Genomic DNA, 21,352 nt, shown 5'->3' with positions numbered 1-21,352 from the left:
GGCGACCCCCAGTGCGGGTGGGGGTCGCCCGGCAGTTGGCCCCGCCGTCAGGTGACGGGGCCCCGCACACGAAGCTTCGAAGCGGTTCCGCGGGAACAAGGGCGGCCTGCAACGCCCCTCCAGGGGCGCGGGGAACTGCGCACCCAGCTACAGCGGGCCCGCACTAAAAGCACCGCCCAACCCGCGGAGCGCCCCGCGGGGGACTATTCGAGAAGCTCCGCATACGAACCCATGGCCAAGGCGACATCCGCCTGAGCCCAGAACCGGTGATACGTGAAGACAGGCGCGGCCCCGCCCGCCAGATAGCTCTGGATCTTCGACCACGCCGGGTCGTTCTTGTAGAAGGACCTCAACGACGCGAACGTGGAAGACGAGTTGATCGCGTCCCCGTTCGGCATCGTCCCGGTCCAGCCGCTCGGGACGTACACACTGTCGTCGAAGCGGTTGTAGTCCGCGCGGGTCTCCGGCACGGCGATGCCCAGGCTGTCCTGGTAGTTGTTCCACATGCCGTCGAGAAGGGCCTTCGCGGTCGTCTTCGCTGTCGCGTTGCCGGACTTGGCGGCGTAGTACGTCAGGGTCTTGGCGTACGCGGCGGCCACACCGACGTCGTTGGTGTAGTCGGCGACGGTGACATGAAGTCCCGTATTGGCGCCGGGACTTGACGCGTTCCAGGTGTCGGGCTGGCCCGACCACTGGAGCGTGGAGGGGATCAGATAGGTGCCGTCCGGGTTGATCGTGGTCTTGGACAGCGCCCACGCGACCCACTTGTCGAGGACCGCCTTCGCGCTCGCGTTCCCCGTCTGCTGGTAGTACTCGGCGACCCGCTCCATCGACCACGCCTGGAAGCCGAACCACTGGTTGGACGGCGGGTCGTGGTAGACGGGCTGCTGGTCGTAGTACATGCCGTAGAAGGTCGACGTCCCGGCCGGCGGGGTGGCGTACCGGCCCTGCCAACTGTTGGACGCCCCGCCCGCGATGGCGCCCTCGCTCGACTGCAGCCAGCGGTAGAACTCCAACTGCCGGCTCAGCGAGGTGCCCCAATCCGCCGCGCCCGTCGTGGACTTGGGCTTCAGGTCCGCGTACGAGCTCAACGCGTAGGCGGCCAGCGGGTTCTGGTAGCCGCCGTGGACGTGGCTGGAGCCGATGCGCCAGGCCCAGCCCGCGCTGGTGTCGTTGGCGCCGCCCCACGCGTAGTACCAGGACAGCAGATAGTCCGAGGCGTCCTTGCCGGTGCCGGCCGGGCAGGTGGACGGCCCGACGCAGTTGCCTATTTTCTTGAAGTACTTGTCGTACATGGCGTACCGCAGATAGTCGCCCATCTTGGCGGCCTTGCCGACGGTCGTGGAGACGTCGGAGCCCTTGCCCTGCTCCTTGGCCCACACATCGGCCCAGTACGCGGCCTGCACGGCCCGCGCGTCGGCGTCGGGAGCGTCGGTGTACTTCCACTGCTTCGCGTACGAGGAGTCACCGGTGAAGAGGTCCAAGTACCCGTTCGTACCGCCGTACTTGAAGGCGTCGCAGGTCGGCTGCGGCACCGTCTCCCAGACCGACTCCTGCGGTCCGCGCTGGAAGGTGTTGATGTACGAAGGACCGCTCGCCGTCGGACCCGCCTCGCACCCGCCGCCCGGTGTGTCGCCGTAGCCGTAGGTGTTGTCTACATCCTCCAGCCAGTGCATACCGTAGACATCGTCCGTACCGTATGCGGTCTTCAGTTCACCGGCGATCGGATCCGATCCCACCGACACCGAGGTGTCGAGCTTCGCCGGATACTCGTTCGGGGTGTCCAGCTCGGGCGCGTAGGTGGCCGGCTTCGAGGCGTTGTAGAAGGAGTTGGTCGGCTGGTCGGCGTGGGTGGGGATCATGTACTTCTCCATGAGGTCCCAGGCGCCGTTGAACTTCGACCAGTCGCCCGTCACCTTGCCGTACATCGCCTGCAGCCACAGCAGATAGCTGTACGCCTCCGACGTGGTCTCGTGCCCCTGGTCCGGCGCCTCGACGATGAGGGTCTCCACCGAGTGGTAGGGGATGCCCTGCGGCGAGAAGTAGCCGTTCGCCGGGTTGGTGATCTTCCCGTAGAGGTCCAGGAAGCGGGCGTCGTACGCGTTCGCCGCCGCCAGCTCCGTCACCGTGACCGTCGCCTTGGTGAAGCCCGTCGCCGTCGACTCGAAGGACGCCGAACCGGTGCCGGAGGCGTCGGCCGTGAGGGTCACGGTCTGCGCGGTGTTCCAGTTCGACGGCGTGAACGTGAGCGAAGCGCCGCCGGTGACGGACAGCCCCGTGTTGCCGCTCGCGCGGGCCGTCGTGACCGTCACGTTGGCGGTGGGCTGCGAGGACAGCGACACCGCGTACGTGCCCGTCTTGCCCTGCTGGACGCCCAGTTGACTCGGCGATGCGACGACCGCGGGTCCCGAGGCGACCGTGATACCGACCGGTGTGGACTCCCCGGACGCGCCCAGGCTGTCGTACGCCTTCGCGACCAGCGAATGACTGCCCACGGTCAAACCAGAGGCCGAGAAAGAGTACGGCGAGGTCGTGTCCGTGCCGAGCAGCGTGGTGTCGTCGTAGAACTCGACCTTGCTGATCGTCGCGTTGTCGGCCGCCGCCGCGGTCGCCGCGAGCGGGACCGCGGCCCCCTGCGTGTAGATCGCGCCCGCGCTCGGGCTGGTCAGCACGGTGATCGGCGGCTGATGGGCGCCCACGCAGGCGGTGCCGTTGATCGCGAACGAGGTGGGCGCGGTGTTGGTGCCGCTGTAGGTGAACTGCGCGCCGGTGGAGACGGCCGCGCCCGCGGCGATCGTCCCGTTGTACGACGCGTTCGTCACCGTGACCGCGCTGCCGGACTGGGACCAGGTGCCGTTCCAGCCGTTGCTGAGCTTCTGGTTGCCCGAGTAGGCGTACGTCAGGGTCCAGCCGTTGATCGCGTCCGTACCCCGGTTGGTGAGGGTCAGGTCCGCGGTGAAGCCGGAGCCCCAGTCGTTCGCCTTGTAGTCCACGCTGCACTGAACTGTCGCCGCCTGGGCGGGAGTTGTGCCGGTCGCCAGCATCGACAGGGGAAGCGCGAGGGCCGCCACGACAGCGGTCCACAGTCGCCGTGTCACACGGCGTCTCCGTCTGGGGTGCATGTGCTGGTTCCTCCTTGCGGCTCGGAGAAGGTGAGGGCGGAGCAGCAACAAGCCTTGAACCAGTGGGAGCGCTCCCATCGTGAGGACGGGGGTGAGAGCCGTCAAGGTGCTTACGGAGTCGAAAAAATTCGACGCACGAGGTTGAGGGAAAGTCAGCGAAAGTCTGTGACTCCCCTGTCCTTTGCCGTCACTTGGCGCTACCTTCCTTGACACCAGTGGGAGCGATTCCGTCAGTCGACGCGTCCGTGCGACGCGCCCGAGCTGCAAGGAGTCGCTCATGCGACATCCCCCGCGTTCAATGCTTTTAGCCGCCACCGGTGCCGTCGCCCTCGTCGGGGCGATGGTCGTCCCGGTGGTCACGGCGTCCGGTGCCACCCCCTCGTGCACGGTGGAGTACTCGGTCACCAGCCAGTGGGACACCGGCTTCCAGGGCTCAGTGCGGATCACCAACAACATGGCACCGGTGAGCGGTTGGAGCCTGAGCTTCGACTTCGCCGGCGGCCAGAAGGTCACCCAGGGCTGGAACGCCAAGTGGTCCCAGTCCGCGACGACGGTCACCGCGACCAACGAGAGCTGGAACGGCTCGCTGGGCACCGGCGCGAGCGTCAGCGCCGGATTCCTCGCCGACTGGTCCGGCAGCAACGCCGTACCGTCCGCGTTCAAGCTCAACGGCACGACCTGCAACGTCGATTCGGAACCGACACCGCCGACCTCGCCGCCCCCGACCTCACCACCGCCGAGCACCACCGCGCCCGCACTGCACGTCTCCGGGAACAAGCTCGTGGACGCCGACGGCACGGGCCGCCGTCTGCTGGGCGTCAACCGGTCCGGCGGCGAGTTCATGTGCGTGCAGGGCTACGGCATCTGGGACGGCCCGGTGGACGACGCGGCCGTCGCGGCGATCGCCGACTGGAAGGCCAACACCGTCCGCATCCCGCTCAACGAGGAGTGCTGGCTGGGCCTTTCCAACATCAAACCCGAGTACGCGGGCGCCAACTACATCGCCGCCGTCAAGGACCTGGTGGCGAAGGTCGAGGCGCACGGCATGACACCGATCGTCGAACTGCACTGGACCTACGGCCAGTACACCGGCAACTCGGCGGGCTGCTCCGACGTGCACGCCACCTGCCAGAAACCGATGCCGGACGCGCAGTACACGCCGTCCTTCTGGTCCTCGGTCGCCAGCACATTCAAGGCCGACCAGGCCGTCGCGTTCGACCTGTTCAACGAGCCCTACCCGGACCGCGCCACCTCCACGACCACCCAGGCGTGGGAATGCTGGCGGGACGGCGGCACCTGCCCCGGCATCGGGTACGAAGTCGCCGGTATGCAGGATCTCGTCGACGCCGTACGGTCCACCGGCGCCCAGAACGTGATCATGGCAGGCGGGCTCGCCTACTCGAACGACCTCAGCCAGTGGCTGACGTACAAGCCCACCGACCCGACCGGCAATCTCGTCGCCGCCTACCACGTGTACAACTTCAACACCTGCGCGAACGAGAGCTGCTGGAACTCCACCCTCGCCCCCGTCGCGGCCCAAGTGCCGCTGGTGGCAGGGGAGATCGGCGAGAACACCTGCTCCCACGCGTTCGTCGACCAGGTCATGAAGTGGTTCGACGACCACGGGCTCTCGTATCTCGGCTGGACCTGGAACACCTGGGACTGTTCCGCCGGCCCGTCACTGATCTCCGACTACGACGGTACGCCCACCGCGTACGGCACCGGGCTGCGTGACCATCTGCGCGCCCTCGACGGATAGGCGCCCGCACACCGCACATCACAGCACCCGCAACCAACTCCATTGGCAGACAAGGAAACCCGCACTCATGAGCCGTACCAGAACAGCGTTGCTCGCTGCCTTGGTGCTCGTCGCCGGGGCCTCGGGGACGGCGGTCGCCGCCACTCCCTCGGCGGACGCCGGTATCGCCGCGATCCCCTGCAGTGTCGACTACAAGGTGCAGAACCAGTGGGACACCGGCTTCACCGCCGCCGTCACCGTCACCAACAACTCGACGGCCAAGTCGAGTTGGGCCCTGAAGTGGTCGTACGCCGGCAACCAGCAGGTCACCAGCGGCTGGAACGCGAAGATCAGCCAGAGCGGGACCGCCGTCACGGCGGCCAACGAGTCCTACAACGGAAGCCTGGCGACCGGCGGTTCGGTCAGCTTCGGCTTCAACGGCACCTACAGCGGCACCAACGCGCTCCCCACCACCTTCACCCTCGACGGCGTGACCTGCAACGTCGACGACGGCAGCAGCGGGGGAGGGGGCGGCACCACCGATCCCAGCGGGCGGGTCGACAACCCGTACGCGGGCGCCAAGGTGTACGTGAACCCGGAGTGGTCCGCGAAGGCCGCCGCCGAGACCGGCGGCAGCCGGATCTCCAACCAGCCCACCGGCGTCTGGCTCGACCGCATCGCCGCCATCAACGGTGTCAACGGCGGGATGGGCCTGCGCGCCCACCTCGACGCGGCGCTCGCCCAGAAGGGCAGCGGCGAAGAGGTCGTCCAACTCGTCGTCTACGACCTCCCGGGACGCGACTGCGCGGCCCTCGCCTCCAACGGCGAACTCGGCCCGACCGAGATCGGCCGCTACGAGACCGAGTTCATCGACCCGATCGCCGCGATCCTCGCCGACAGCAAGTACGCCTCGCTGCGGATCGTCACCACGATCGAGATCGACTCGCTGCCCAACCTCGTGACCAACACCGGCAGCAAGGCCACCGCCACCCCGCAGTGCGACACGATGCTCGCCAACGGCAACTACGTGAAGGGCGTCGGCTACGCGCTGAACAAGCTCGGCGCGATCCCCAACGTCTACAACTACATCGACGCCGGCCACCACGGCTGGCTCGGCTGGGACGACAACTTCGCCCCGTCGGCGAACCTCTTCTACCAGGCCGCCAACGCCGAGGGCGCGACCGTGAACGACGTGGCCGGCTTCATCACCAACACGGCCAACTACAGCGCCCTGAAGGAGAACAACTTCACCATCAACGACAGCGTCAACGGCGTCTCCGTACGCCAGTCCAAGTGGGTCGACTGGAACCGCTACGTGGACGAGCTGTCGTACGCCCAGGCGTTCCGCAACGAGTTGGTGTCCGTGGGCTTCAACTCCGGTATCGGCATGCTGATCGACACCTCCAGGAACGGTTGGGGAGGCTCGGCCCGGCCGACCGGCCCGGGAGCGACCACCAGCGTGGACACGTACGTCGACGGCGGACGCTACGACCGCCGTATCCAGGTCGGCAACTGGTGCAACCAGTCCGGAGCCGGCCTCGGTGAGCGCCCGCAGGCGGCCCCCGCCACCGGGATCGACGCCTATGTGTGGATGAAGCCGCCGGGCGAGTCCGACGGATCCAGCACGGCCATCGCCAACGACGAGGGCAAGGGCTTCGACCGCATGTGCGACCCGACGTACACGGGCAACGCCCGCAACGGCAACAACATGTCGGGCGCGCTGCCGAACGCCCCGCTGTCCGGGCACTGGTTCTCGGCACAGTTCCAGCAGTTGATGGCGAACGCGTACCCGCCTCTGTAGAGCACGTACACGCTTCTGTAGATCACATACGGAAGTCGTCGCCTACCGCATCGCACATGGCATACGGCCATGCCATATGGCATACCGCCGCACCACAGTCCACACCCCGCCCACCGATGCGGTCCCCGCCGGGGTCAGCCCTCCCGGGCCAGGCCCCGGCGGATCGCGAACTCCACCGCCGAGTAGTTCCCGTCCGGACGGTCCAGCTCGTAGGGGACCGCCGGATCCAGCGGGGGCTGCGCCAGGAAACGGGGGCGGGTGCCGTGGTTCGGCTGGGCGGCGTGCACCAGGAAGGGATGGCACAGGTAGACGTCGCCGGGGCTGCCGGTGGCGTACGCGAGCGGGCGGTGGGCGGTGGCCTCGACCAGCCGAGGGGCGATCTCCAGGCCGGACACGCCCGCCTCGCCGTACGGCTCAAGCAGCGGCGGCACATCGAGATGTGAGCCGACGCGGATGCGGGTCGGGGCGTTGTCCTCGGTCACCTCGGTGAACAGGAACAGCATCAGCAGCGCCCGGTCCCGCGACCGCAGATTGACGTGGTACCCCTTCCTGCCCTCGGGGGTGTAGCTCCCGTCGATGTGCCAGCCCGCGTCGTCGGGTTCCTCCTCGTGCGGAAAACGCAGCGGGAAGGCGCCCAGGCCGTAGCGCGTCGCCCAGCGTCCCTCGCCGACCAGGACGTCGAACGCCTCATGCAGAACGGGGGAGTTGACGGCCGCGGCGAACGGGCCCTGGCCCAGGCCCGGTATCCAGACCACGGGGTCCTTCCAGGTGCCGGGATCATCGGGGTCGTAGCCCGTCTCCCGCCACAGCAGCCGTGCGCAGTCCTCGGCGACCCGTGGCGGAAAGGCGCCTTCGATCTTCACGAACCCGTCTTCGAGGAAGCGTTCCACCAGCACGTCGTCCATACCGGCATGCTCGACCACCGACAGCACCCCGCGCATCCGGTTTTTTGCCGCTTCGGCAACGGAGGTGGCCCTCGGACGGTGCGTCGGCGCAGGCTGGCGGCACGCGGACGAGAGGCTGACCACCATGGCGCACGATCACGACCACGACCACGGGCCCGGCGAGCACCACGACCACAAGCCCGGCCAGGATCACCACCACCACGACCACACCGACATCGACTGGGCCGTGATGGGCCCGCTGCTGGAGTCGCAGGCGGAGCTGTTCGCCCCGCTGTACGAGCGGGCCATGGCGTGGCTCGCGAAGGAGCGGACCGAGCCGGGCCTGATCGTCGACGTGGGCAGCGGACCCGGTGTGGTCGCCTGTCTGTTCGCGGAGACGTTCACGGGCGCCCGGGTCGTCGCGGTGGACGGTTCCGAACCGCTCCTGGAACGGGCCCGCGCCCGCGCCGACCGCCAGGGCTTCGGTGACCGTTTCAGCACGCTGACCGGTGAACTGCCGGACGTGCTGGGGGAGTTGGAGTACCCGGCCGACCTCCTGTGGGCCAGTCGCAGCCTGCATCACCTCGGCGACCAGCGCGCCGGTCTCGCCGCTTTCGCGCAGCGCCTCGCCCCCGGCGGCACCCTCGCCATCATGGAGGGCGGCCTGCCCTCCCGGTTCCTGCCCCGCGACTTCGGCATCGGCCGCCCGGGTCTCGAGGCCCGGATCGACGCGGTCGAGGCCGAGTGGTTCGCCCGGATGCGCGCCGACCTCGCCGGCTCCGTCACGGTGACCGAGGACTGGCCGGCCCTCCTGGCCTCGGTGGGCCTGAAGCACACGGGCAGCCGCAGCTTCCTCCTCGACCTGCCCGCCCCGGCCCCGGACCGTGTCCGCGCCTACGCCGCGACCTGGCTGACCCGCATCCGTGACACCGTCGGCGACGCCCTCGACGCCGACGACCGGGCCACCCTCGACCGGCTCGTCGACCCGCAGGACCCTCAGAGCGTGCACCGGCGCGCCGACGTGTTCGTGCTCGCCGCGCACACCGTCCACACGGCGGTGCGCACGAGCTGAAGGGCCCGTGATCTCGGCGGCTTGACTTCGAGAGTGCTCAAGATGATGAACTGCCCCTCCGAATGTGCGGAGTTCACCGACCCACGGGGGGACCACCACCATGAACGACAACTCTCACGTCGCGCTCATCACGGGCGGCGGCAGCGGGATCGGCGCCGCCGTCGCCCGGCAACTCCTCGGTGCCGGGGGCCGGGTGGCCGTCACGGGCCGCAGCGAGCAGCGGCTGCTCGCCTTCGCCGACCAACTGGGCCGTCCCGAAGGCCTGTTGACGATACCCGGCAGCGCCTCCGAGTACGAGCAGGTGCAGGCCGCCGTCGAGACCACCCTGAAACAGTTCGGGCGGCTGGACGCGGTCGTCGCCAACGCCGGGGTCGCCACGCACGACGCCGTCGCCGACGGCGATCCGGCCGGCTGGACCGAGATGGTGCTGACCAACGTCCTCGGTCCCGCCCTGCTGATCCGGGCCTCCGTCGACGCCCTGAAGCAGACGCACGGCCGGATCGTGCTGATCGGCAGCGTCGCCGGGTTCGTGAACACGCCCGGCAACATCTACGGCGCCACCAAGTGGGCGATGACCGGTCTCGCCGAGAACACCCGGCGCCAGGTCACGGAGTTCGGCATCGGCGTGACCCTGGTCGCGCCGGGCCGGGTGGAGACCCCGTTCTGGGACGGCAACGGCAGCCCGCCGCCCGGCCGTCTCCTCACCGCCGACCACATCGCCGACACGATCCTGTGGGCGATCCGCCAGCCGGCCGGCGTCGACATCAACACCGTCGTCGTACGGCCGATCGGGCAGCCCAACTGACGTACGGGCGAGGCCCGTTGCCACCAGCGGTCGCGGCAACGGGCCCTTCTCCCACTCCTGGGCTCAGTTGTTCTGCAGGAACTGCTTCGCGAGCTGGTCGCCCAGCGAGACCGCCGCGCTGTGGCTCTCGATGGGGGACACCGTCGAGTTCTTGAAGAGGATGTACGTCACGCCGGAGTCGGCGCCGCCGGTCGCCGGGTCGGGGTCGATGCCGAGGGCCTGGGCGGTGGCGTACGAGGCCTCGCCGATGATGTTCGTGGGGCCGGTGTCGCCGACGACCGCGTACTCGACCTTGTTGCCGTAGATCACGGCGACCACGCCGCCGCCCTTGATGCCGTAGCTGGAGTACTTCCAGATGCTGCTGGAGCTGGGCACCACGATGTACGGCAGTGAATCCGCCTTCAGGGGCTGCCCGTTGGACTGGTGGAACGCGGTGTCGTCCTGGTACCAGGGGTCGGCGTTCTCATTGCAGTTGGAGGTGCGCTGGCCGTCGCAGTCGATGTCCATGTCGGCCTTCCAGAACACGGCGCCGTTCTTGCCGCACACCGGGATCGTGGCCGAAGTCTCGTCGTCGGTACGGTACTTGCCGTTCGATATCTGCGAGCAGGACGTCACCTTGGAGAGCAGGTCGGCCGCGCTGACCGAGCCCTCCTGCGCCGACTTGGGGGTGGCGCCGGAGGCGCTCGCGGGGAGCACTCCGGCGGCGAGCAGGGCGGCACCTGAGGCCGCGGCGAGGGTCAGTGTTCGTATGCGCACTGTGGGGGACCCTTCTGTTAGGAAAGTTTCCTTACCGGGTGCGCAACAAGGTGGCCCCATCGACATGCCCGCGTCAAGACCCTGGTACGAACCAAGACGCGCGAAGTGCCCCGGAGCAGGCGGGCTCCGGGGCACTTCGCGGTACGTCGGTCGAGCGGTTGTCCTGTGGGCCGGTCGGCTCAGGCCTCGTTGAACGTCGAGGGGTCGGGGCCCAGCCGCCGGTCCTCGCCCAGCGCGCTGATCGCGGCGAGGTCCTCGGTGTCCAGGCTGAAGTCGAAGACCTCGATGTTCTCCTTGATCCGCGACGGCGTCACGGACTTGGGGATCACCACGTTGCCGAGCTGGATGTGCCAGCGCAGCACGACCTGGGCCGGGGTACGGCCGTGCTTCTGCGCGATGGCGACGATCGCCGGCACCCCCAGCAGGCCCCTGCCCGAGCCGAGCGGGGACCAGGCCTCGGTCGCGATGCCCTGCTCCGCGTGGTACTCGCGCGCCGCGTGCTGCTGGAGCTGCGGGTGCAGTTCGATCTGGTCGACCGCCGGGATGACCGACGTCTGGGCGATCAGCCGCGCCAGGTGGTCGGGTTCGAAGTTGGAGACGCCGATGGCGCGCACCCGGCCGTCCGCGTACAGCTTCTCGAACGCCCTGTAGCTGTCGAGGTACTTGTCCCGGGCCGGCGTCGGCCAGTGGATCAGATACAGATCCAGGTACTCCAGGCCGAGCTTCTCCAGCGACACGTCGAAGGCGCGCAGCGTCGAGTCGTACCCGTGGTCGCTGTTCCAGAGCTTGGTGGTGACGAAGAGATCCTCGCGCGGGACGCCGGACGCGGCGATGGCCTTTCCGGTGCCCTCTTCGTTGCCGTAGGCCGCCGCCGTGTCGATGCTGCGGTACCCGGCCTCGATGGCGGTGGCCACCGCCCGCTCGGCCTCGTCGTCCGGCACCTGCCAGACGCCGAAGCCCAGCTGGGGCATCTCGACACCGTTGTTGAGGATGATCGGGGGGACCTTGCTGCTCACTGGCTCTCGATCCTTCAGTCGTCGGGTGGTACTCACATCGTCAACGATCACGGGCCGTGCCGCATTCCTGACCGTGAATTCCGTGCGCGTGCCGGCCCCCCGACCGCATGCCCCGTCGACGGCGGCTCAGGCCCGGTACAGCGCCTCGACCTCGCCCGAGTAGGTGTTCTCGATGGCCTTGCGCTTCAGCTTCAGGGACGGGGTCAGCAGACCGTGTTCCTCGGTGAACGGCTGGGCCAGTATCCGGAAGGTGCGGATCGACTCGGCCTGGGAGACCAGGGTGTTGGCGGCGACAACCGCGCGTCGCACCTCGGTCTCCAGGTCGGCGTCCCGCACCAGTTCGGCGGGGGTCATCCGGTGCTTGCCGCGCATGGTGAGCCAGTGCTCGACGGCCTCCTGGTCGAGGGTGACCAGGGCGGCGATGTAGGGGCGGTCGTTGCCGACGACGATGCACTGCGAGACCAGCGGATGGTCCCGCACGCGCTCTTCGAGGAGTCCGGGGGCGACGCTCTTGCCGCCGGAGGTCACCAGGATCTCCTTCTTGCGCCCGGTGATGGTGAGATAGCCGTCCTCGTCGAGGGCGCCCAGGTCGCCGGTGGCGAGCCAGCCGTCGTGCAGGGTCTCGTCGGTGGCCTTCTCGTTGTTGAGATAGCCCTGGAAGACGTTCTCACCGTGCAGCCAGATCTCGCCGTCGTCCGCGATGTGCACGGTGACGCCCGGGATGGCCTGGCCGACCGTGCCGTAGCGGGTCCGCTCGGGCGGGTTGGCGGTCGCGGCGGCCGTGGACTCGGTGAGGCCGTAGCCCTCGTAGATCTGCACGCCCGCGCCCGCGAAGAACAGTCCGAGGCGGCGGTCCATGGCCGACCCGCCGGACATGGCGTTGCGGATCCGGCCGCCCATGGCGGCCCGCACCTTGGAGTAGACGAGTTTGTCGAAGAGCTGGTGCTGCATCCGCAGACCGGCGGACGGGCCGGGGCCGATGCCCCAGGCCTTCGCCTCGATCGCGTCCGCGTACCGCACCGCGATGTCGACGGCCTTCTCGAACGGGCCGGCCTTGCCGTCCTTCTCGGCCTTGCGGCGGGCCGCGTTGAAGACCTTCTCGAAGATGTACGGCACGGCGAGGATGAATGTCGGCTTGAAGGCGACCAGGTCGGGCAGCAGGGCGGCGGCGTTGAGCTGGGGCTGGTGGCCGAAGCGGACCCCGCCGCGGATCGCCGCGACCTGCACCATCCGCCCGAAGACGTGCGCGAGCGGCAGGAACAGCAGCGTCGCCGCCTCGTCGCCCTTCTTCGAGTGGAAGACGGACTCCCAGCGGTCGATGACCGTGTCCGCCTCGTACATGAAGTTGCCGTGCGAGATGACACAGCCCTTGGGTCTGCCCGTGGTGCCCGAGGTGTAGATGATCGTCGCGGTCGAGTCCGGGGTGACGGCCTGGCGGTGCCGGTGCACCACCTCGTCCTCGATGTGCGCGCCGGCGTCGTACAGCTCCTGCACGGCGCCCGTGTCGAGCTGCCAGAGCTGGTGCAGCGCGGGGAGGCGGTCGATGACGGTGGCGATGGTCATCGCGTGGTCCTCGTGCTCGACCATGGCCGCCGACACCTGCGCGTCGTGCAGCATCCAGAAGCACTGCTCGGCCGACGACGTGGGGTAGACCGGCACCACCTGGGCGCCGATCGTCCACAGTGCGAAGTCGAACAGCGTCCACTCGTAGCGGGTACGGGACATGATCGCGACCCGGTCGCCGAAGCGGATGCCCCGGGCGAGCAGGCCCTTGGCGAGGGCGAGGACCTCGTCGCGGAACTCGGCGGCGGTCACGTCCCGCCATTCGTCCAGTTCGTCCTTGCGGCCGAGGGAGACATGGAGGGGGTCCTCCTGGGCACGCTGGAAGACGACGTCGGCCAGACCGCCCACCGGCGGTGCCAACGCCAACGGAGGGTTGTTGAACTCGCGCAAACCCCGCTCCCCGCTCCTGTTGGCACTCCCCACAGCGCGGTGAAAGCTACCCCACCGGACCGACGGGCGGGAGAGGGTGGCAAAGCGAGCAGTCCTCACGTCCGCACTGGTCAGCGCCGGAAAATGCCCGCACAAGGGGAAGGGTCGGACAGAAATCCTTACGGTTCCGTAGGTTTCGGGCCCGTAATCTCCACTGAATCTGTACGACCCGATTACCCCTGGCGTCCCGGCCCCACGACATCACCCGGGTGACGTCGTCTCCTCTCCGGTCAGCGTCCGCGCGGCGGATTCCGTCACTGCCGCCGTCCCCGCGGGCCGCTCCGCGCGCCCCGCCCCGACCAGGACGAGCACCAGCGCGCCCGCCGCCGTCCCGACGAGGCCGGCCGTCACGAGCGCCGCGTCCAGACCCGACGCGAACGCGCCCCGCAGCGCGTGCTCGGAGAACGCCCCGCGCAGTGCCCCGGCCCCGCCGCCCGCCAGCGTGTGCGCCGCCCCGTCCGGAAGGGTGCCGCGCATCCGCGACGTCAGTACGGTCCCGGACACGGCGACGCCGAGGGCATACCCCAACTGCCGTACGGTATTCACCGCGCCGCCCGCCATGCCCGCCCGCTCGGCCGGTACCGCGGCAAGGGCGGCCCCGGCGATCGACGGCGACACCAGCCCCGTACCGACACCCACCAGGACGAGCCCCGGTACCAATGTCGTCCAGTCCGAACCGGCGCCCAGGACCGCCTGGCAGAAACAGCCCGTGCCGATCAGCAGCAGGCCACCGCCGATGGTCAGCCGTGCCGGCACCCCGTGCAGCAGCTTCCCGGCGAGCACCGACACCACGACCGCCGCACCCGTCAGCGGCAGCAGTGTCAGCCCGCCGCGCACCGGGCTCATCCCCAGCAGCGTCTGCATCCAGATCGACAGATACGGCATCGCCCCGAACGCCACCCCGCTGAAGGCCAGCGCCCCCGCCATCACCCCCACGAAGGCACGCTCGCGCAGCAGCGACAGATCGAGCAGGGGGTGCGGCACCCGCCGTTCCACCAGCCCGAAGCAGACCAGCGCGAGGACCGCGACCGCGAAGGAGGCGAGCGTCGGCGTCGCGCCCCAGCCGTCCTCGCCGGCCCGCACCACCGCATACGTCACCCCGCCCGCGAACCCGGCGAAGGCGACCGTCCCCGCCCAGTCGACGCGCATCCCGCGCGGCCCCCGCGACTCCGGCACCAACTTCAGCGTCAGCCACACCGCGACCACGCTCACCGGCAGGTTCACGAAGAAGATCCACCGCCAGCCCGGCCCCGCGGTGAGCACCCCGCCCAGCACCGGCCCGACCGCCGCGGCCCCGCCGCTGACCGCGCCCCACACCCCGAGCGCCGTCGACCGCTGCCGTCCCTGGTAGACCGAGCCGAGCAACGGCAGCGTCGTCGCGAACATCGCCGCCGCCCCCACACCCTGCACCGCCCGGGCCGCCACCAGCGTCCCCGGACCGTCCGAGAGCCCGCACAGCAGCGACGCCACCGCGAACAGCACCACCCCCGCCACGTGCACCCGCCGCCGCCCCAGAATGTCGGCGGCGGCCCCGACCCCCAGCAACAACGCGGCCAGCGCCAGCGCGTACCCGTCGACCACCCACTGCAGATCACTCAACGACGCGTGCAACGACCGCGCCATGTCCGGCAGCGCGACGACCACGATCGTCACGTCCAGCAACAACATGAACGTGCCCAGGCATATCGCCGTGAGCGGCCCCCAAGTACGCATGTGCCCTACTCCCTTGTGTGACGGCTGAGTTGCGCGACACTCCGTACGATGGGACGGTCCGGCCGATCACCGTGGCCACCGGCGCCCGGGTGCCGGAATCCGACAGGAGAGGGCGGTATGGAGACGGAAACCCACGCGCGGGTGTCTTCGGGTTTCGACCGGCTCGATCTGCGGCTGCTGTCGGCGCTGGAGGTCGACGGCAGGGCCCCGTTCAGCCGGATCGCGGCGGTGCTCGGCGTCTCCGACCAGACCGTCGCCCGCCGCTACCGCAGACTCTGCGCCGAGGGCGGGCTGCGGGTCGTGGCGATGCGCGACGCCGTCCGGCTCGGCAAGGACCAGTGGATGCTGCGGGTGCGCTGCGCGCCCGACAGCGCTCTCGCCATCGGCAACGCGCTCGCGAAGCGCCCCGACACGTCCTAGGTCGGGCTCGCCTCCGGCGGCACCGAGGTCCTCTGCGTGACCCGCCCGCGCAACCCCGACGACCGTGACGACCTGCTCCTCGGCAAACTCCCGCGCACCCCCCGCGTGATGGAGATCCGCGCCCACCAGTTGCTGCACCGGTTCTACGGCGGGGTGAACGGCTGGATCGGCAAGCTCGGAGCCCTCACCGCCGAGGAGACCGACGCCCTGCGCCCCGGCCCCGAGCCGGCGCCGGGACCCGCCCGCATCGAGGCGGAGGACGAGCCCCTGGTGACCGCACTGGAGCTGGACGGCCGCGCCACCTACCCCGAACTGCAGCGCGCCACCGGCCGTTCCGAGTCCGTCGTCAAGCGCCGCCTCGCCGCACTGCGCGCCTCGGGGGCCCTCTACATGGACTCGGAGTACGACACGGAGGTCCTCGGTCACCCGGTGGCCGCCGTGCTGTGGATCACCGCCGCCCCGGCCGCCCTGCACGCGGTCGGCGAGGCCCTCGCCGGTCACCGCCGGATCGCCCACGTCTCCGCGTCGACGGGGCCCTGCAACATCGTCGCGACCGCGCTGGCCGAGAACTCCGCCGACCTGTACGCCTACCTCAGCGGACCCCTCGGCCGCCTGGAGGGCGTCCAGCACGTGGAGGCCACGCCCTTCCTGCGCCGGATCAAGCAGCTCACCTACCCGCTGCCGGCCCGCTGACCGAGCCGACCCGGTGAAGTCCGGTACGTAACGGTGATCTGCTGGGGGGCGGTCACACCGACTGCCCGTCCGGCGAAGCGCTCAGCGCCGGTGCAACCGGTCCCCGCCCGCCAGGATCGCCCCCGCCAGCGCGTCGGCCGCCCCCTGCGCGGAAGCCCGCCGCCGCCCGTGCACCAGCACGAAGTCGACCTCGCCCAGCTCCGGCAGCCCCGCCCGCTCCGGCATCCGCACAAGTCCCGGCGGAACCAGCCCCCTTGAGTGCGCCATCACCCCGAGTCCCGCCCGGGCCGCGGCGATCAGCCCGTTCAGACTCCCGCTCGTGCAGGCGATCCGCCAGGCCCGCCCCTGCCGCTCCAGCGCCTCCATCGCGAGCGCCCGCGTGATCCCCGGCGGCGGATAGACGATCAGCGGCACCGGACGGTCCGCGTCCAGGCGCAGCCGCTCCGCGCCGATCCACACCAGCTTGTCGTGCCAGACCAGTTCGCCCCGGGGATCCTCGGCCCGCCGTTTCGCCAGTACCAAGTCCAGTTTCCCGGCGGCCAGTTGCTCGTGCAGCGTCCCGGACAGCTCCACCGTGAGTTCGAGATCGACCTCGGGATGGTCGTAGCGGAAGCCCTCCAGGATCTCCGGCAGCCGGGTCAGGACGAAGTCCTCGGACGCCCCGAAGCGCAGCCGGCCGCGCAGCCGGGTGCCGGTGAAGAACGACGACGCCTGCTCCTGCACCTCCAGGATCCGGCGCGCGAAGCCGAGCATCGCCTCGCCGTCCTCCGTCAGCTCCACCGAGTGCGTGTCCCGGGTGAAGAGCTGCCGTCCCGTCGCGTCCTCCAGCCGCCGCACATGCTGGCTCACGGTCGACTGGCGCAGGCCGAGCCGCCGCGCGGCCTGCGTGAAACTCAGGGTCTGGGACACCGCGAGGAAGGTACGCAGGTGAGAGAGGTCGTACACGCACACCACGGTAGCCGCTTATCGCGAAACGTGATGGCAGTCAGAGCGGTATGACGGATTCCCGATCAAGAAGTGGGAGAGGAGGATGGGGAGGGCACGATTCCGTGCCGGACGACGGACGTACAGCGAAGTAGTGGAGCACAGTGAAACGCCTGCGATGGCCGAGTCGGATGCCGATCGACCCCTACATCCTGCTGCTGCTCGGGACGGTGGGCATCGCCGCACTCCTCCCCGCCCGAGGCACCGGCGCCGACGTCGCCTCGGGCGCCTCCACGGCCGCGATCGCCTTCCTCTTCTTCCTCTACGGCGCCCGCCTCTCGACGCGGGAAGCACTCGACGGGCTCAAGCACTGGCGATTGCACACGACCGTCCTGGCCTGCACCTTCGTCGTCTTCCCGCTGCTCGGCCTGGCCGCCCGGGGGCTCGTCCCGGTGCTGCTCACCCACCCCCTCTACCAGGGGCTGCTCTTCCTCACCCTCGTCCCGTCGACCGTGCAGTCGTCGATCGCGTTCACCTCGATCGCGCGCGGCAACGTGCCCGCCGCGATCTGCGCCGGCTCCTTCTCCTCGCTCGCCGGCATCGTCATCACCCCCCTCCTCGCCGCGGCCCTGCTCGGCGGCAGCGGGGGCGGCTTCTCCGCCGACTCCCTCGTCAAGATCGTGCTGCAACTCCTCGTGCCGTTCCTGGCCGGTCAGGTGCTGCGGCGCTGGGTCGGGGGCTTCATCACCCGGCACAAGAAGGTCCTCGGCTACGTCGACCGCGCCTCGATCCTCCTCGTCGTCTACACCGCGTTCAGCGAGGGCATGGTCCAGGGCATCTGGCACCAGGTCAGCGCCCTCCGCCTCGCCGCACTCCTCGCCGTCGAGGCCGTCGTCCTCGCCGTGATGCTCACCCTGACCTGGTACGGCGGCAAGGCGCTGCGCTTCGACCGGGAGGACCGGATCGCCATCCAGTTCGCCGGCTCGAAGAAGTCCCTCGCCTCCGGGCTGCCCATGGCCAGCGTCCTGTTCGGCGCCCACGCCTCCCTCGCCGTGCTGCCGCTGATGCTCTTCCACCAGATGCAGTTGATGGTGTGCGCGGTCATCGCCAAGCGCCGCGCCCGCGATCCGCGGCCGGAGGTCATCGAGGCGGCGGCCCCAACCGCAGGGTCACGAACCGCGGTCGGTACAGGGACACGTTCCGGCTGAGGTTCAGCGCGGCCGAAGTGGCCGTCGCGTCCAGCCAGTTGACGTCATAGCTGAGGACGACGCGCCCGTCGTCACCCAACTCCGGGTGCGCCTGCGGGTTGTAGGCGGCGACCTGCCCCGGCGGCAGCGGCGGGCTGAAGCTCCTGGCCGGCCCGTGCCACGGCCCGACGGGCGAACAGGCCCAGTACGAGGTCACGGTGGTCAGCCCCCGGCTGCCCGCGGCCATCGTGAACAGGACGTACGTCCCGCCGTCCCGCACCACCGAGAACGCGCTGCCCACCCCCGTGCGCCGCCCGTCCCCGAGCACCGGCCGCGGCCCCGCCCGCACCCTCCACGCCGAACCGTCCCAGTACTCCCAGGCACCCGGCTCCCCGAGCCGCCCCTCCGGGACGCGCGCCACATACGCCGAGGAGGTCGGCCGGGCCGCGGCCTGGGCGTCGTTCCCGCCGAAGACATACGTCCAGCCGCCCGCCACGACCGCCGTCGTCCCGAACTGCACCCGCTGCGAAGGATCTTGGACCAGCCGCTGGTCGAAGACGTTCACGATCGACTCCACCCGCAGATCCGGCAGCGACAGCGTGGCGACCTCGGTCGCGGTCGGCACCCCGTAGATCCACGGATACGGTCCGGCCGTCCGCGTCCACAGCAGCACCCGTACGACGGACTCGGCCGAGCCGGGGGAGCGGGGCTCGACCCGGGCCGCGACCGGCCAACGCCACTCGTTCGGCGCCGGATCGGGGAACAGCGGGGCGGGCAGGGTGAGTTGTGGCCGTCCGTCGCGCATCACGACCGCCGAGTTGCGGACCAGCGGCGCGGTGGTGTCCCGCCAGGCGTACGACTCGCCGACCGGGTTCGGCGGGCCGTGCACCTGCCCGAGATAGGTGTCGGAGAAGAGCCACAGCACCCGGCCGTCCGGCAGCCGCACCGAGTGGGTGCCGTCGCCGCCGGTCCAGTCGTCGGCGCGGGACTCGTCGTCGCCGTACGCGGCAAAGGAGTTCGTCAGCCGGGTGTCGGCCGACCAGGAGCGCACCGTACGGGCCGTGCACGCGCCGCCGCCCTGCCGGGAGTGGTCCTTCGGGAGGGCGGTGAGCAGCACGGCCCCGAGAACCAGGGTCAGCAACAGGCCGACCCCGGCTCCCGTCCGCTGTCGTGCTCGTCGGTCCTCGGGCACGCCCGGGACGTTAGTGGCTGCCGCTCACATGGTCCATGGGCAGCCACAGCACGGTCCCCGCGGTGGGCGGGTGCTGCGCGGCCAGCTCGTCGTCCGTCAACAGCCGGTCCCAGACGTGGACTTCGTCGATCGACCCGGTCAAGTACTGCATGCTGTCCATGCGTTGGCCGATGTGCACACCGAACGGCGAGTTGCGGCTGACGGAGCCCACGATGTCCGCCGTGCTCACCGTCGTACCGTCCACGGACAGCGTCAACTGCCCGCCGCCGCGTCGCACCACGGCCTGGTGCCACTGGCCGTCGTTGTAGGCGCCGGCGGTGACCACCGAGGTGGTGTGCACGGCTGTCGCACCGTCGCGGGTGGTGATCAGCGCCCGGACGTGGTTCCCGGCGGGCTCGCCGCGCAGCCAGACCTGCGGCTGGGTGGTGCCGACCCCGCCCATCCACAGGAACGGCTGATCACCTGTTGTGGCGGTGTAGCGGAACCAGAGGGACGCCGTGAAGTCCTTTGTCCCCAGAGGCAGTCGGTCGCTGTACGGCAGGCGTACGGCGTCGTCGACACCGTCGAAGGACAGGGCGCCGCCGGACACGCCGTCGGTCTCCTCGGCGCCGCCGAGCACCGCGGCGCCCTTCGCGTGCGGGGCGAGGTCGGCGGTGGTCGGGTCGGGGCCCCGACGCGGTTGCAGCCAGGCCTCGTTGAAGCGGGCGAAGCGGATCTCGTCGGTGGCGGTCACCGCGCCGCCCTCGTAGAGCAGGCCCACCGTGTCGCCGTCGATCCGCGCCATGTCCGAGTAGCCCGACCAGTCCGTCGTCACGACCGTGCCGCGATCCACGCTGTCCCAGGTGCGGCCGCCGTCGTAGGAGGAGCGGATCATCATCGTCCTGCGGCGGTCGGGGTCGGCGTCGCAGGCCAGCAGGGCGCGAGCGCCGACGCCGAGCGTCGAGCACTGGACCTGCGGGGCGTACAGGTCGGGCAGGTCGTGGAAGGGCGCGGTGAAGCTGTCGCCGCCGTCGCGGCTGACCGCCTGGGTGCGGTGGCCGAGGTCGGTGCCGTCCTGCTCACGGCCGCTCACCAGGATCGAGCCGTCGGTGCGCTCGGTGAGCGTCACCTCGGACGGCTTCTGCCGCCACGTCCCGTCCGTCGCGATCGGCCACGAGTCGGTGGCGCCGATCTTCCAGTGGCCGCCGTCGTCGTCGCTCACGATCAGTGCCGCGTTGTTGGCGGTGACCCGACTCCCGTCCCAGGTCTCGGTGTTGACGCCGAAGACGAGCCGGCCCTTGTGCCGTCCGCGCGTCAGCTGGATACCGTGCACGGGGCCGGTGGCGTACCAGGAGTTCCAGTTCGGGGGCAGGATCTCGTCGCTCAGGTCACGTGGCTGCGACCAGGTGAGACCGTCGTCGTCGCTGTACTGCATGTGCGGGGTGCGGTCGCAGGGGACCGAGCAACCGGCGCCGTCCGTACGGCCAGTGTTGTACGTCTCGGCGAGCAGGATGCGGCCCGTCCTGCGGTCCACGATGGGGGCGGGGTTGCCGTGCGTGTCGCCACCGCCGTCGTTGACGACCTCCAGCGGGCTCCAGGTGCGGCCGTCGTCCGTGGAGCGCTTGACGACGATGTCGATGTCGGCGGCGTCACCGCAGTTGAGGACCCGGCCCTCGGCGAAAGCGAGCAGGGTGCCGTCGTTCGTCCTCACGACGGCGGGGATGCGGAAGCAGGCGTAGCCCGGGTCCTGGGAAGCCTTGAAGATGACCTGCTGGTCGAACTCCGGTGCGGGGGAGGGGGTCTGGGCGGTGGCGTGCGCCGGGCTCGGGAGCATGAGCAGCGCGGCCAGGGTGAGTGCGGCGGTGAGGGTGGATCTCAGACGTGCGCGAAGCCTTGACGGCATGGAGCGACCTGCCCTTCATTCGTCTGGACATCCGGACATCCCACGTCCAACGGGCGCGTCACAGACGTTAGTTGCCGTCTCGGGCGCCTCACAAGAAGCGTGCAGCGGTCGTCGTCGCCCAAGTTCACGGCGCAGGGGCTTCGATGAGGGATCGT

Annotated in this window: 14 protein-coding genes and 1 pseudogene; 6 read left to right on the top strand and 9 right to left on the bottom strand. The window is 70.0% G+C overall.

Annotation, left to right across the window (positions count from 1 at the left end; translation table 11 throughout):
• Positions 1–203: 203 nt before the first annotated feature.
• Positions 204–3,122: a glycoside hydrolase family 48 protein gene (locus AB0M63_RS06130; RefSeq protein ID WP_366018573.1), complete on the bottom strand. Its 2,919-nt coding sequence runs from the start codon at positions 3,120–3,122 to the stop codon at positions 204–206.
• A gap of 277 nt (positions 3,123–3,399) precedes the next feature.
• Between AB0M63_RS06130 and AB0M63_RS06125 the strand changes: the two genes are divergently transcribed.
• Both AB0M63_RS06125 and AB0M63_RS06120 read left to right on the top strand, forming a co-directional pair.
• Positions 3,400–4,881: a cellulase family glycosylhydrolase gene (locus tag AB0M63_RS06125; RefSeq protein WP_366018572.1), complete on the top strand. Its 1,482-nt coding sequence runs from the start codon at positions 3,400–3,402 to the stop codon at positions 4,879–4,881.
• 67 nt (positions 4,882–4,948) lie between these two features.
• A complete protein-coding gene (locus tag AB0M63_RS06120) occupies positions 4,949–6,661 on the top strand; it encodes a glycoside hydrolase family 6 protein (RefSeq protein WP_366018571.1) in 1,713 nt (570 codons plus the stop codon).
• A gap of 134 nt (positions 6,662–6,795) precedes the next feature.
• Here AB0M63_RS06120 and AB0M63_RS06115 read toward each other — a convergent pair whose 3' ends face one another.
• Entirely contained in the window at positions 6,796–7,566 is a 771-nt protein-coding gene (locus AB0M63_RS06115) for a phytanoyl-CoA dioxygenase family protein (RefSeq protein WP_366018570.1), read from the bottom strand.
• A gap of 124 nt (positions 7,567–7,690) precedes the next feature.
• On the opposite strand from AB0M63_RS06115, the gene AB0M63_RS06110 reads away from it, so the two are divergent.
• The gene (locus AB0M63_RS06110; protein WP_366018569.1) at positions 7,691–8,617 is read left to right on the top strand and encodes a class I SAM-dependent methyltransferase; all 927 of its coding nucleotides are present in this window, start codon (positions 7,691–7,693) and stop codon (positions 8,615–8,617) included.
• A 100-nt stretch (positions 8,618–8,717) separates the two neighbouring features.
• Positions 8,718–9,422: an SDR family oxidoreductase gene (locus tag AB0M63_RS06105; protein ID WP_366018568.1), complete on the top strand. Its 705-nt coding sequence runs from the start codon at positions 8,718–8,720 to the stop codon at positions 9,420–9,422.
• 63 nt (positions 9,423–9,485) lie between these two features.
• Here the strand turns inward: AB0M63_RS06105 and AB0M63_RS06100 are convergent, their stop codons facing one another.
• The 4 genes from AB0M63_RS06100 to AB0M63_RS06085 form a co-directional block, all read right to left on the bottom strand.
• Positions 9,486–10,178, bottom strand: coding sequence for a glycoside hydrolase family 75 protein (locus AB0M63_RS06100; RefSeq protein ID WP_366018567.1), 693 nt, complete (start codon positions 10,176–10,178; stop codon positions 9,486–9,488).
• A gap of 179 nt (positions 10,179–10,357) precedes the next feature.
• On the bottom strand, positions 10,358–11,194 hold the full coding sequence (locus AB0M63_RS06095) for an aldo/keto reductase (RefSeq protein ID WP_355918874.1): 837 nt from the start codon (positions 11,192–11,194) through the stop codon (positions 10,358–10,360).
• A gap of 126 nt (positions 11,195–11,320) precedes the next feature.
• Positions 11,321–13,147: a long-chain fatty acid--CoA ligase gene (locus AB0M63_RS06090; protein ID WP_355918877.1), complete on the bottom strand. Its 1,827-nt coding sequence runs from the start codon at positions 13,145–13,147 to the stop codon at positions 11,321–11,323.
• A gap of 240 nt (positions 13,148–13,387) precedes the next feature.
• Positions 13,388–14,899, bottom strand: coding sequence for an MFS transporter (locus AB0M63_RS06085; RefSeq protein ID WP_366018566.1), 1,512 nt, complete (start codon positions 14,897–14,899; stop codon positions 13,388–13,390).
• A 117-nt stretch (positions 14,900–15,016) separates the two neighbouring features.
• On the opposite strand from AB0M63_RS06085, the pseudogene AB0M63_RS06080 reads away from it, so the two are divergent.
• Positions 15,017–16,012 (top strand): annotated as a pseudogene (locus tag AB0M63_RS06080) (Lrp/AsnC family transcriptional regulator).
• Between the two features lie 81 nt (positions 16,013–16,093).
• On the opposite strand, the gene AB0M63_RS06075 reads toward AB0M63_RS06080, so the two are convergent.
• Positions 16,094–16,957, bottom strand: coding sequence for a LysR substrate-binding domain-containing protein (locus tag AB0M63_RS06075; protein ID WP_366018565.1), 864 nt, complete (start codon positions 16,955–16,957; stop codon positions 16,094–16,096).
• A gap of 170 nt (positions 16,958–17,127) precedes the next feature.
• On the opposite strand from AB0M63_RS06075, the gene AB0M63_RS06070 reads away from it, so the two are divergent.
• A complete protein-coding gene (locus AB0M63_RS06070) occupies positions 17,128–18,144 on the top strand; it encodes a bile acid:sodium symporter family protein (protein ID WP_355918888.1) in 1,017 nt (338 codons plus the stop codon).
• Here AB0M63_RS06070 and AB0M63_RS06065 read toward each other — a convergent pair.
• Both AB0M63_RS06065 and AB0M63_RS06060 read right to left on the bottom strand, forming a co-directional pair.
• Positions 18,077–19,315, bottom strand: a complete 1,239-nt coding sequence (locus AB0M63_RS06065; protein ID WP_366018564.1) for a DUF4185 domain-containing protein — start codon at positions 19,313–19,315, stop codon at positions 18,077–18,079. The two genes, AB0M63_RS06070 and AB0M63_RS06065, sit on opposite strands and share 68 nt — an antisense overlap.
• Positions 19,316–19,325: 10 nt before the next feature.
• The gene (locus tag AB0M63_RS06060; RefSeq protein ID WP_366018563.1) at positions 19,326–21,197 is read right to left on the bottom strand and encodes a sialidase family protein; all 1,872 of its coding nucleotides are present in this window, start codon (positions 21,195–21,197) and stop codon (positions 19,326–19,328) included.
• Positions 21,198–21,352 lie beyond the last annotated feature (155 nt).

It is taken from the genome of Streptomyces sp. NPDC051576, assembly GCF_040681835.1.
Classification (GTDB): Bacteria; Actinomycetota; Actinomycetes; order Streptomycetales; family Streptomycetaceae; genus Streptomyces.
Note: the sequence above shows the minus strand (reverse complement) of the source record. Positions and strands in the feature narration are given on the sequence as shown.

What these genes read in the sequence shown, in the direction of transcription:
- AB0M63_RS06110 (WP_366018569.1), top strand. Translation starts at nt 7,691, where the DNA reads ATGGCGCACGATCACGACCACGACCACGGGCCCGGCGAGCACCACGAC.
- AB0M63_RS06070 (WP_355918888.1), top strand. Translation starts at nt 17,128, where the DNA reads ATGCCGATCGACCCCTACATCCTGCTGCTGCTCGGGACGGTGGGCATC.
- AB0M63_RS06115 (WP_366018570.1), bottom strand. Translation starts at nt 7,566, where the DNA reads ATGGACGACGTGCTGGTGGAACGCTTCCTCGAAGACGGGTTCGTGAAG.
- AB0M63_RS06060 (WP_366018563.1), bottom strand. Translation starts at nt 21,197, where the DNA reads ATGCCGTCAAGGCTTCGCGCACGTCTGAGATCCACCCTCACCGCCGCA.
- AB0M63_RS06130 (WP_366018573.1), bottom strand. Translation starts at nt 3,122, where the DNA reads ATGCACCCCAGACGGAGACGCCGTGTGACACGGCGACTGTGGACCGCT.
- AB0M63_RS06105 (WP_366018568.1), top strand. Translation starts at nt 8,718, where the DNA reads ATGAACGACAACTCTCACGTCGCGCTCATCACGGGCGGCGGCAGCGGG.
- AB0M63_RS06125 (WP_366018572.1), top strand. Translation starts at nt 3,400, where the DNA reads ATGCGACATCCCCCGCGTTCAATGCTTTTAGCCGCCACCGGTGCCGTC.
- AB0M63_RS06120 (WP_366018571.1), top strand. Translation starts at nt 4,949, where the DNA reads ATGAGCCGTACCAGAACAGCGTTGCTCGCTGCCTTGGTGCTCGTCGCC.
- AB0M63_RS06085 (WP_366018566.1), bottom strand. Translation starts at nt 14,899, where the DNA reads ATGCGTACTTGGGGGCCGCTCACGGCGATATGCCTGGGCACGTTCATG.